The 11,986-nt window shown below is 64.0% G+C and carries 7 protein-coding genes; 5 read left to right on the forward strand and 2 right to left on the reverse strand.

Annotated elements, in window-relative coordinates:
* Positions 1–331 precede the first annotated feature (331 nt).
* Positions 332–2,209 (forward strand): autotransporter assembly complex family protein, encoded by a 1,878-nt coding sequence (locus ACI3KW_RS10100; RefSeq protein WP_404847968.1) that lies wholly within the window; start codon positions 332–334, stop codon positions 2,207–2,209.
* The gene (locus tag ACI3KW_RS10105; RefSeq protein ID WP_404847956.1) at positions 2,209–6,540 is read left to right on the forward strand and encodes a translocation/assembly module TamB domain-containing protein; all 4,332 of its coding nucleotides are present in this window, start codon (positions 2,209–2,211) and stop codon (positions 6,538–6,540) included. Before ACI3KW_RS10100 ends, ACI3KW_RS10105 begins: the two co-directional genes overlap by 1 nt.
* A gap of 14 nt (positions 6,541–6,554) precedes the next feature.
* Here ACI3KW_RS10105 and ACI3KW_RS10110 read toward each other — a convergent pair whose 3' ends face one another.
* Positions 6,555–8,513: a MacB family efflux pump subunit gene (locus ACI3KW_RS10110; RefSeq protein WP_404847957.1), complete on the reverse strand. Its 1,959-nt coding sequence runs from the start codon at positions 8,511–8,513 to the stop codon at positions 6,555–6,557.
* Positions 8,510–9,721, reverse strand: a complete 1,212-nt coding sequence (locus tag ACI3KW_RS10115; protein ID WP_404847958.1) for an efflux RND transporter periplasmic adaptor subunit — start codon at positions 9,719–9,721, stop codon at positions 8,510–8,512. The genes ACI3KW_RS10110 and ACI3KW_RS10115 overlap by 4 nt, the downstream gene beginning before the upstream one ends.
* A gap of 162 nt (positions 9,722–9,883) precedes the next feature.
* On the opposite strand from ACI3KW_RS10115, the gene ACI3KW_RS10120 reads away from it, so the two are divergent.
* The 3 genes from ACI3KW_RS10120 to ACI3KW_RS10130 form a co-directional block, all read left to right on the forward strand.
* On the forward strand, positions 9,884–10,657 hold the full coding sequence (locus tag ACI3KW_RS10120; RefSeq protein WP_404847959.1) for an SDR family NAD(P)-dependent oxidoreductase: 774 nt from the start codon (positions 9,884–9,886) through the stop codon (positions 10,655–10,657).
* A gap of 84 nt (positions 10,658–10,741) precedes the next feature.
* Positions 10,742–11,635 carry an aromatic ring-hydroxylating dioxygenase subunit alpha gene (locus ACI3KW_RS10125; RefSeq protein WP_404847960.1) on the forward strand — a complete coding sequence of 298 codons (894 nt, stop codon included), beginning with the start codon at positions 10,742–10,744 and terminating at the stop codon, positions 11,633–11,635.
* Between the two features lie 89 nt (positions 11,636–11,724).
* Positions 11,725–11,986, forward strand: a 262-nt coding sequence (locus ACI3KW_RS10130; protein ID WP_404847961.1) for a Rieske 2Fe-2S domain-containing protein, incomplete at its 3' end; no start/stop codon positions are given.

An 11,986-nucleotide genomic window follows, 5' to 3' on the forward strand; every position in this document is an offset into this window, starting at 1 on the left:
GCGGGAATGACACCGTGGGGGAACACGATCGCAGTGACCTCATGGTGAGATTATCGAACCGCTCGGCCGTGTCCCTCACCCGTTGCCCATCGGCCACGCTTGTTCACGGAATTGAGAACAATTTTCCCTAAACCTTGCCCTATGCCTTCATGGCGCCCTAAACTGGCCACGAAATGACCGCCTGCAGCGTCGGAGGGTGGGGCCGGGATCGGGTTTAACCGAATCTTTTGGTCCCTGAGGGCAATATCGGCTTCTGTCCTTCTTGGTAGAAGCGTAACGGACGGGAATTGGTCCACTGCATATCGCGCGTTTGGTAACGAGTTTTAGCGCCATCTTGCTTGCTGCGACCGGCCTGGGCCTTGCGGTGGCGCCGGCTGCTGCATTCGAGATTTTCGGGATCAAGCTGTTCGAGAACCAGAGCGACGCCGACGCGGTGATCGCCGACCCGCAGCCCTATAAGGTCAATCTTTCCGTTACGGAAACCGGCGTGCCGGAAAATGCCGTGCGCAACGCTTCGGCACTCGTCGCCGACCAGAACGAGCCGGCTTCGGGCGCGGCGGGGCTTCTCGCCAAGGCGCGCGGCGATTACAAGCGCATCATCGCCGCCCTCTACAACGAGGGCTATTATGGCGGCACCGTCAGTATCCGGGTCGGCGGGGCGGAAGCCGCTAACCTGGCGCCGGATACCAAATTACCCAAGCCGGTCGATGTCGCCATTCTGGTGACGCCCGGCCCGCTGTTCCGCTTCAACAGCGTCAATATCGTCAATCAGGCCCCGCCCACCACCGACCCGTTCGACCATGTCGACATGCCGTCCTCACGCGGTTTCGGCAGCGGCGAGATCGCCAAATCCAGCGTGGTCCTCAAGGCCGAACAGCTGGCGCTCGAAGCCTGGCGGCAGCAGGGCTATGCCAAGGCCGCCGTGGTCACCCGCGATGTGGTGGCCGATCACGCCAGCAGCAGTGTGGACGTCACCATTACGGTCAATCCGGGCATGAAAGCCGCCTTTGGCGAGGTCACCGTGTCGGGTACCGAACGGATGGACCCCGAATTCGTCCGGCGCCAGACCGGGCTGACGGTCGGCGAGGAATATGATCCCGACGAGCTGGCGCTGGCGCAAAAGCGCCTTGACCGGCTCGAAGTGTTCCAGGCGGCGCGGCTGGAAGCGGCGCAATCCATCGGCGCCGATGGTCTATTGCCCTATAACCTGTTCATGCAGGAATCGGCTGGGCGCCGCTTTGGTGTCGGCGCCACTTATTCCACCATTGACGGGCTGGGCGTGGAAGGTTTCCATCTGTGGCGCAATCTGTTCGGCCAGGCCGAGCGGCTGCGGCTCGATGCGCGCGTCGCCAGCATTGCCTGGCCGCTCGATACCGAAGAATTCGACTATATGTTTGGCGGCACCTTCACCAAGCCGGGCTTCCTGACGCCCGATACGGATCTCGTCGCCGCCATTTCAGCCGAACGCACCATCTATCCCACCTATATGGAAACCTCGGCCAATGGCCGGCTGGGGCTGACCCATTTCTTCTCCGACCAGATCACCTTCGAAGGCGGCGCCACGCTGGAGCGCAGCCAGTTTGAAGACGACGTGTTCGGCACCCGCGATTTCACCACGGCGGGCATCTATGCCGGCGCGACGCTGGATTTCCGCGACGACAAGGTCGATCCTACCAGCGGCTGGTATCTCAAGGCCAATCTCGAGCCCTTCTACGAATTCAACTACGAAAATCCCGCCGCGCAGATCACCGTGGAAGGCCGCACCTATTTCGGCTTTGGCGAGGAAGACCCCTTCGTGCTGGCCGGCCGCTTCAAGGCCGGGGCGCTGGTCGGGCCGGACCTGAGCGAAATCCCGCCCGACAAGTTGTTCTTTGCCGGTGGCGGCGGCTCGGTGCGCGGCTATGCCTTCAAATCCATCGGCGTCGATGACGGGCTGGGCAATGTCACGGGCGGGCGCTATCTGCTCGAAGGCTCGCTCGAAGCCCGCGCCAAGGTCACGAGCGACATCGGCGTAGTCGGGTTCCTCGATGGCGGCTATGTCGCGGCCGATACCTTCCCCGAGCTCGATGATCTGCGCCTGGGCGCCGGCGTCGGGGTGCGCTATTACACGGGCCTGGGGCCCCTGCGGCTCGACGTCGCCGTGCCGCTCAACAAGCGCTCGGGCGATCCCGATTACGCCATCTATGTCGGCATAGGGCAGTCGTTCTGATGGCCCGGCTCACCATGCATCACCGGCGCCTCTTGGCCACGGGTCTCGTGCTGTGCGGGCTGGGCGTACCCGCCGTCATCGTCGCGCAGGATGTGCTGACGATGAGCAATGAGCAGCAGAAGGATTGGCTCACCAGCTTCGTGCAGGACCGCCTCTCGACGCCCGAGCGGCAGATCAGCCTGTCCAATATCGATGGCGTGCTGGGCTCCAATGTCTCGGTGCGCGAAATCACCATTTCGGACGCAGAGGGCGTGTGGCTGCGCGTCAACAATGCCACACTGACCTGGAACCAGGCGGCCCTGTTCCTGGGCAAGCTCGATGTGCAGTCGCTCAAGGCCGATTCCATCGAATATCTGCGCAATGCCGTGCCCACCGAAGGCGCCGACCTGCCCCCGGCCGAGGCCGGTTCGCTGCAAATCCCCGAATTTCCCGTCGCGGTGGTGCTGCAGGAGCTCTCCATTCCCAAGGTTACCTTTAGCGAGGGCGTGTTTGGCCTCGGTTCGGAAATCTCGCTCAATGGCGCCTTTACGCTGGAGGGCGGCAATCTCACCACCAATCTCGATATTGTGCGCCTCGACGGCCCCGGCGGCACGCTCGATCTCGATGTCGATTATAAGAAGGCCGACAATTCCGTCGATCTGGGCCTGGCATTGGTCGAGCCCGCCGATGGCGTGATCGCCAACCTGCTCAATATCGAAAACCGCCCGGCGATGAACCTGTCGCTCAAGGGCGCCGGCCCGGTGGCCGATTTGCGCACCGAACTGGTGCTGGAGGCCAATCAGCAAACCGCACTGTCGGGTGTCGCGACGGTCACCCAGCAGCCCGAGGGCTTTGCCATTGCGGCCGATTTGCGCGGCCCGCTGTCAACACTGATGGCCGAGCCTTACCGGCCCTTCTTCGGGGCCGAAACCGCGCTGACCGCCAATGCGCTGGTGCGCTCGGCGGGCGGGCTCTCGATTTCTGGCCTCAAGCTCACGGGCGGCCAATTGGCGCTCGAAGCCTCGGCCGAAACCACGCCGGACAATTTCCTGCGCCAGCTCGTGCTCAGCGCCACAGTCGCCGATCCCGCTGGCGGGGCGGTGACCCTGCCCGTTCCCGGCAGCGCCACCCATGTGCAATCGGCCCAGTTCAACATTGATTTCGGCGCCGGCAATTCGGAAGACTGGAGCTCCAATCTCTCCATCAGCGGCTTCCAGAGCCCCGGCTTTGCCGCAGACACGCTCGCGCTCACGCTGGGCGGTGTCGCGGCCAACCTGTCCGATCCCGCCACGCGGCGCCTCACCTTCAATGGTGATGGCACCCTGTCTGGCATCGCCGCCAGCGACGAAATCGAGGCGGCTCTGGGCGAGAGCATTGGCTTGGGCATTGCCGGCCTATGGAATGCCGGCCAGCCCGTGCAACTGGCCCAGTTCCGCGTCGTCGGCAAGGCGCTGACGGCGGCGCTGCAGGGCCAGCTCGATGGCCTCGCATTCAATGGCGATATTGGTCTGCAGACGTCCAGCATCTCGCCCTTTTCGGGCCTCGCCGGGCGCGAACTCGACGGCGCGCTGGACTTGAAAGCGACCGGCTCGCTGACGCCGCTGACCGGTGGGTTCGATCTGACACTGGATGGTTCGGGCACCAATCTGGCCATCGACGACGAAACGGCGGACCGTCTGCTGGCTGGCACGGTGGCACTGTCCGGCCGTGTCGCGCGCACTGAGGCGGGCCTGGTTGCCGAGAATTTCCGCGTCGCCAACAATCAGGTGCAGATGCTGGCCGATGGCACCTATTCCAATGCGCTGGCCGATTTCACCTTCAATCTCGACCTGAGCGATCTGGTTCTGCTGTCGGACGCCGCCAGCGGCCCGCTCAAGGTGGTGGGAACCGCCAAGGGGCAGGACAACGTCATCGATCTCAATCTCGATGCCACTGTCGCCAGCGGCAGCCTGGTCGATCGCAATCTGCGCGATGCGAAAATCGGCTTTGCCGGCCGCTACAATGTCGATCGGCTCGATGGTCAGTTGAGCGGCGCGGCCGAGCTGGACGGCTTCCGCACCAGCCTTGCCGGTGACGTCGCAGTCACCGCAACGGAACAATCCCTCGCCAATCTCGATTTCCAGGCCGCGGGCACGCGCATCACTGGTGGGGTCACCCGCAATGCCGAAACCAGCTTGCTGGATGGCGGGCTGAGCGTTGTCGCGCCCGATGTGTCGGTGGCCGCCGCCCTGGCTTTGCTCGAGGCCAAGGGCGCGGTGAATGCGGATATCCGGCTCACCCCCACCGATGGCAAGCAAGGCGCCACCATTCGTGGCGACGTGCGCGATCTGGCGGTCAACGACATCCGGGTCGGCGCTGCCGATATCAATGCGACCATCGCCGATCTGTTCGGCGTTCCGGTGATCGATGGCGCGGCCAATGCCAGCAATGTCGCCGCGGCGGGGGTGACCATCAATACGCTGACCGCCACGGCCAACCAGACCGGCGATACCACGGCATTCGACGCCCAGGCGGCGCTTGCCGCCGGCACCAATGTGGATGTGTCGGGTTCGCTCACCCCCCTCGATCAGGGTTACCGGCTGGCGCTGGACCGCGCGCAACTTCGGCAGGGCCAGCTCGCCGCGGCGCTGGCGCAGCCCACAATTCTTTCCGTATCCGGCTCCAATGTCGCGCTCAATGCGGTGCGCTTCAATGTCGGCTCGGGCAGCATCACCGCCAATGGTACGGCGGGCGAAGTGCTCGACCTCGTCGTTGATATCAACGCGCTGCCGCTCTCGATCGCCAATGCCATCATGCCCGAGCTGGGCCTGGCCGGCACGCTTAATGGCCGCGCCAATATTGGCGGCACCGGCAGCGCGCCGCGCGTCACTTTCCAGGCGCAGGGCCAGGGCATCAATGCCGCTGCCATCAGCGAATTCGGCATTGCCCCGCTCAGCCTCACCACCAATGGCAGCTTTGCCAATAACACCGTCACCCTGGCGGCGCTCAGCGCCAATGGCTCGGGCGGGCTGACGCTGACCGGTTCGGGCACTGTTCCGCTGGCCGGCAACGGGCTCAACCTCACCATCAATGGCTCCGCGCCGCTGGCACTTGCCAACCAGTTCGTGGCCGACCGGGGCGGCCAGCTCAGCGGCACGGCCAATCTCGACGCCCGGGTCAGCGGGTCCATTTCGGCGCCCCAGTTCGGCGGCACCGCCACAATCAGCAATGGCGGCTATGTCGATCCCGAACTCAATGCCCGGCTCGAAGGCATTACCGGCTCGGCAACGCTGTCGGGCGAACGGGCCGTCATCAATAATTTCTCGGCCAATCTGTCGACCGGCGGCTCCGTCTCGGCTTCAGGCTCGGTTGGCCTCAGCGCGAATTTCCCGGCCGATCTGCGCATTGCGCTCAATTCTGCCCGCTATGCCGATGGCAATCTGTTCGTCGCCACCGCTTCGGGCCAGCTCGCGCTGACCGGCAATCTCACCGGCTCCCCGCTGCTATCGGGCGATGTGCTGGTCGAGGAAGCCAATATCACCGTGCCCGACAGCTTTGGCGGCGGCGCCGAACTGATCGATGTGCAGCATGTACGCACCCCGCCGGCAGTGGAACAGACCCTGGCCCGCGCCAAGGTGGACGAGCGCGGCGCGCCCATTCCCCAGACCCGTCCCAGCGGCGTGGTGCTCGATGTCAATGTCAACGCGCCCAACCAGATCTTCATCCGCGGCCGCGGGCTTGATGCCGAAGTGGGTGGCTCGGTCCGTCTCACCGGCCCGCTGACCGATATCCAACCCGTGGGGGCCTTCTCGCTCAATCGCGGGCGCCTTGCTATTCTCGGCCAGCGCGTCACCTTCCAGAGCGGGGAAGTGACCCTGGTGGGCGATCTCGACCCCTTCCTCAATTTCGTCGCCGAAACCGAGGGCGAGGGCATTACCGTCTATGTCACCGTGTCTGGTCGCGCCTCCGACATCGCGGTCAGCTTCACCTCGACCCCCATGCTGCCGCAGGATGAAGTGCTGAGCCAATTGATCTTCAAGCGCTCCATGAGCGAGCTGTCGCCGCTGCAGCTGGCAAAGCTCGCCGGTGCTGCTGCCTCGCTGATGGGCGGTGGCGGCAATGGTCTGGTCGATAGCCTGCGCAGTGCGGCCGGGCTGGACGATCTCGATATCGTCACTGATGACGCGGGCAATGTGGCGGTGCAGGCCGGCACCTATATCCAGGACAATGTCTATCTGGGCGTGCAGGCCGGGGCGAATGGGCAGAGCAAGGTGACGATTAATCTCGATGTCACCAATGACCTCAAGGTCACCGGCGCTGCCGGGCAGGATGGCAATACCAGCATGGGCGTGTTTTACGAGAAGGACTATTGAGGGGGATACCCCTTCTACTCCCGCGCCAAAGCCTCCACCGGGTCCAGCCGTGCCGCCGAGCGTGCCGGCATGAAGCCGAACACCACCCCGATCAGGCTCGACGACAGGATCGCCAAGACGATCGACTCGGCGGAGTAACGCACCGTCGCGCCCTGCACGAGCGCGGTGAGCGCACTGCCCAGCCCGAAGCTCAGCGCCACCCCGGCGGCGCCGCCGACGAAGCAGACCAGCACCGCCTCGATCAGGAATTGGCGCAGGATATCGCCGCGCCGCGCCCCCACGGCCATGCGAATGCCGATCTCCTTGGTCCGCTCGGAGACGCTGACCAGCATGATGTTCATCACCCCGATGCCGCCCACCACGAGCGAAATCACTGCAATGGTGGAGATCAACAGGGTCAGGGTTTGCGAGGTGGACTCAATGGTTTCGCGAATGGTCGCCGTGTTCTGCAGGAAAAAATCGGTCTTGCCGCCATGCAGCCGCGTCAGCAGCTCGGTGATATCGGCCTCGGCCTGGCTCATGTCGTAGCTGTCGGCGACGCGCACCGCGACCGAGCTGAGGTAGCTCTGCCCCAGGATGCGGCGCATCGCGGTGGTATAGGGCACATAGACATTGGCTGAATTGCCGCCCGGGCCGAAGCCGGTGACATTGGCCACCACCCCGATGACCCGCACCGGCACATTGTCGAGCATGATCACCTGCCCCACCGGTTCCTCGCCATTGACGAAGAAAGCGTCGCTCGCATTTTTGTCGATGACGGCTTCCTGCGTCATCTGGCTGACGCTGGTTTCATTGAAGCCCACCCCATCGGTGAAGGTGCGCCCATTGACCTGGAAATAGCCCGCGCCGACGCCGGTCACCGTCGCATTGGACGAGGTGGCGCGGAACAGCACCGTGGCGTTGGAGCTGACCTGCGGGGAGACGCTATCGGCAAAGGGCTGCTCGCCGATAGCCGCCGCGTCGGAGGGCACCAGGGTTTGGATGCGCGCCGAGCGCCGGTCGCCAAAGCCGCTGCCGGGATAGATATTGATCGTATTGGTGCCGATCGAGGCGATATTGTTGAGCACGGTCTGCTGGCTGCCCTGTCCCAGGGCCACCACGCTCACCACCGACGCAATACCGATGATAATGCCCAGCATGGTGAGGAACGTGCGCAGCTTATGCGCCACCATGGCCCGCAGCGCCATGCGGAATGCCTCGCCGGCGCGGTCCAGCCCCTCACGCCAGCGCGCAATGCGGCGGATGGTTTGCTTGGTGCGGTCATTGCGGGTCTCTTCGCCATTGCGGCGGTCGGCGATGATCACGCCATCGGAAATCTCGATCACCCGCTCGGCCTGCGCGGCGATAGAGGCATCATGGGTGACGATGATGATGGTGTGGCCCTCGCCATGCAGCTCGTGCAGCAAGGCCAGCAATTCCTTGCCGCTATGGCTGTCCAGCGCTCCTGTGGGTTCGTCGGCCAGGATTACCTCGCCGCCATTCATCAGCGCCCGCGCCACGCTGACGCGCTGCTGTTGGCCGCCCGATAATGCATTGGGCCGATGGCTCAGCCGCTCGCCCAGCCCCAGCCGGGTCAGCAGATCAATCGCTCGCTGCCGCCGCGCTGTTGCATCCACCCCGGCATAGATGGCGGGAATTTCAACATTTTCCACGGCATCGAGATCGGGCAGCAATTGATAGCGCTGGAAGATAAAGCCGAAATGCTCGCGCCGCAGCTCGGCCAGCGCGTCTGGTCCCAGCCGGCCGACATCCTTGCCGCCAAAGGTGTATTTGCCCGTGGTCGCCTTATCGAGGCACCCCAGAATATTCATCAGCGTCGATTTACCCGAGCCGGACTGACCGATGATGGCCACCAGTTCGCCCTGGTGGATATCGAGATCGATATTCCGCAGCACGGTCACGGCCTCGCCCCCGGTCGCGAAGACCCGGTTGAGCCCGCGCAACGAGATGATCGGCGCTTTGCTGTCCGTCATGACCGTGGTCCGCCACCAAAGCCGATCAACCCGCCCGCTCCGGGGCCGCGCCCGGCATTATTGCCCGTCGGCACCCGCACGCCGCTGGCGCCTGAGGCCACCACTTCGTCGCCTTCGTTCAGCCCGCTCTTGATTTCGGCCATGACATTGTTGTTGAGGCCCACTTCGACCCGCCGCGGCTCGGTCTGCTCGGTGTCGGGGTCATAGACAAGCACCATGGCATTGCCATCCGGTCCGCGCCGGGTCACGAGGCCCGAGGACAGCACCAGGGCATTTTCCACCTCGTCGAGCACGATGGTTACCTGCGCGGTCATCGAAATGCGCAGCTTGTGATCGGGATTGGGCACGTCGAATAGGCCGTTGTAATAGATGGCCGTATCGGTCGAAGTGCTATCCGAACTGATCGAGGTCGGCGCCGGCTCGATCTCGCGCAGGGTGGCGTCGATCTGCTTGTCGGGCTCGCCCAGAATGGTGAAATAGACCCGCTGCCCGGCGGCCACGCGCACCACATCGGCCTCCGAAATCTCGGCCTTGATGACCATGGTGTCGAGATCGGCAATCTTGACGATGGTGGGCGTCGTCTGGTTGGCGTTGACGGTCTGCCCGGCCTCGACCAGCACCGCGACCACCGTGCCGTCATTGGGTGCTACGATCTTGGTGCGTGACAGATTGAGCTGCGCCGATTCCACGCTCAATTGCGCCTGGGCGATCTGCGCATCGAGCTGATCGATCTGCGCCAGGGACGAATCCACCGCCGCCTGCGCGCTATCGAGATCGGTCTTGGACACCAGATTGCCAGCGCTCAGCGAAGTATTGCGCGCCAGCGCGGCCTTGGCCTGCACCAGCGTCGCCTCCTGCGCCCGTTTCTGCGCTTCGATGGCCGTCAGCGCCGCCTGCGCTGCCTTGACCGCATTTTCCTGATTGAGCGAGTCGATCTCGGCGATCACATCGCCCTTCTTGACGTCCTGCCCCAGCTTCACATTGACCGCATCGATCCGCCCCGAAACCTCGGCGCCCACGCTGACCAGCGAATTGGCCTGCAACACGCCCGATGCCAGCACGGTCTGCTCGATATCGGCGCGACCCACCGTTACCGTATTGGGCACAGTCGCGGCCTTTGGTGCAGCAAAGAACCACCAACCGGCGGCGCCTGCGCCCGCTATCACCACCAGAGCCAGAACTATTTTCGTGACGGTCTTCAAACCCATGCATCTCCAGATTGTATCGACAACCATAGCTCGGCTCGTCCCGCCCATCACGTTAGCTCTCGGTAAGCCGGGTTAAGATTTGGAAAGGTGGCCCGGTTGACGCCCGGCCCCTCCCCGGTCCACCCTGACCCGACCTCCCCGACTAATCTTCAGGACATCGCCATGTATCAGCTGCTTGACCCCAAGAGCTTCGTCGTCTTCATCACCGGCGCCACCTCCGGCTTTGGCGCCGCAGCCGCGCGCCGCTATGTCGAGGCCGGCGGCAAGGTGATTGCGACCGGCCGCCGCGGCGACCGCCTCAGGGAATTGCAGGCCGAGCTGGGCGCCGAAAACTGCCACATCATCGAACTCGATGTGCAGGATCGCAAAGCCATCGACGCCGCGATTGCGGCCCTGCCCGCGCCCTTCGACAAGATCAATATCGTGCTCGCCAATGCGGGGCTGGCGCTGGGCCTGCAACCCGCCGCCGAAGCCGATGTCGGCGATTGGGAAACCATGATCGCGACCAATATCACGGGGCTGGTCTATACCGTGCGCGCGTTGCTGCCCGGCATGATCGCGCGCGGCGGCGGCCATGTGGTCACGCTCGGATCAGTCGCCGGCGATTACCCCTATCCGGGCGGTTCGGTCTATGGCGCCACCAAGGCCTTCGTGAAGCAATTCGCCCTCAATATCCGCTCGGATGTGCAGGGCAAGAATATCCGCGTCACCAATATCGAGCCGGGCCTGACCGAAACCGAATTCTCCCTCGTCCGCTTCAAGGGCGACGAAGGCAAGGCGAGCAAGCCCTACGAAAACACCAAGGCCATGAATGCCGAGGACATTGCCGAAACCATCGTCTGGTCGACGCTGCTGCCGCACCATGTCAACGTCAATCGGCTACAGGTTATGGCGACGACGCAGGCGTTTGGGAATTTTGATATTTATCGGGGGTAGCGGATCCCCCTTGGGGCGGCGGTCACCCCTTGCCCGACAAGCCCCCGCCGCCCTATGCTGCTTTCAGCAAGCCACGGATGCCTCATGCCCAATATCGACTCCCTGACCCGCGACCTCTGGCAGGTCGTGGCCGCGACCAACGAGATCACCCCCGGCCTGGTCGAAACCACGCTGCTGCTCGATACCCGTATCGCCATCACCCGCGACCGCGACGGCGCCCCAATCGTCTGGCGGCGCAGTGATGAGGAACAGGGCGACGAGATCGACCCCGCGACCGTTACCGAGCGCCTGCCCGTCATCACCGGCTATGGCTATATCTGGACCAGTTTCGGCAATCCGCCGGCCGAGCTGTTTCCCATCCCCGAATATGCCGAGCCCGACCGCGTCAATATGAGCTGCGGCTCCATCGGCATTCACGTCTCGGCCCCGCGCGCCGTCGAAAACTTCCTCGACATGGGCCACTTCCCCTATGTCCATACCGACATTCTGGGCGCCGAGCCGCATACCGAGGTCAAGGAATACGACGTCGAAGTTTCCGAGGAACGCGACGAGGTGCTGGCCACGCGTTGCCGCTTCTTCCAGCCCCGCGCGGCCCTCTCGGCGACCGAAGGCCAGGAAGTCGAATATGTCTATCGCGTGCCCCATCCCTTCTGCTCGGTGCTCTACAAATCCTGCCCCGAGGATGAGAGCCGCCGCGACGTCATCGCGATATTTCTCCAACCCATGACCGAAGAGCGCTGCCGCGCGCACCTGCTGCAATCGATGATCGATTCCACCTCGACCATTACCGATCTCAGGCGCTTCCAGCAGACCATTTTCGGCCAGGACAAGCCCATCCTCGAAAACCAGTTCCCCAAGCGGCTACCGCTCGATCCGCGCTCGGAAACCCCGATCCGCGCCGACAAATCCGCCATCGCCTACCGCCGCTGGCTCAGCCAGAAGGGCATCACCTACGGCGTGATCCCCGCCGCGAGCTGACGGCATGGAGCGGACCTCGTACGCCAAGGCCCGCCGACATCGACCTCATCCGATCGTGGCGCGATCCAAAATTCTCTTCGGATGACGCCATGACGCTCTCCCTGTCCGACCCCACCTGGTACCCCATCGCCTCGAGCGAAGATTTGCCGTTCCGCCACGTTTATCAGGGCCAGTTGCTGGGCCGCGAACTCGCCGTGTGGCGGGCCGACGATGGCAATGTGAATGTCTGGGAGAACCGGTGCCTGCATCGCGGCGTGCGCCTTTCCATCGGCATCAACGAGGGCGGCGAGCTCAAATGCCAGTATCACGGCTGGCGCTATGCCAATCGCTCCGCCGGCTGCACCTATATTC

The sequence above is a fragment of the Devosia sp. ZW T5_3 genome (genome assembly GCF_044987315.1).
GTDB lineage: Bacteria > Pseudomonadota > Alphaproteobacteria > Rhizobiales > Devosiaceae > Devosia.

Coding starts and splice junctions, on each gene's coding strand:
- ACI3KW_RS10105 (WP_404847956.1), top strand. CDS start 2,209: ATGGCCCGGCTCACCATGCATCACCGGCGCCTCTTGGCCACGGGTCTC.
- ACI3KW_RS10110 (WP_404847957.1), bottom strand. CDS start 8,513: ATGACGGACAGCAAAGCGCCGATCATCTCGTTGCGCGGGCTCAACCGG.
- ACI3KW_RS10115 (WP_404847958.1), bottom strand. CDS start 9,721: ATGGGTTTGAAGACCGTCACGAAAATAGTTCTGGCTCTGGTGGTGATA.
- ACI3KW_RS10120 (WP_404847959.1), top strand. CDS start 9,884: ATGTATCAGCTGCTTGACCCCAAGAGCTTCGTCGTCTTCATCACCGGC.
- ACI3KW_RS10125 (WP_404847960.1), top strand. CDS start 10,742: ATGCCCAATATCGACTCCCTGACCCGCGACCTCTGGCAGGTCGTGGCC.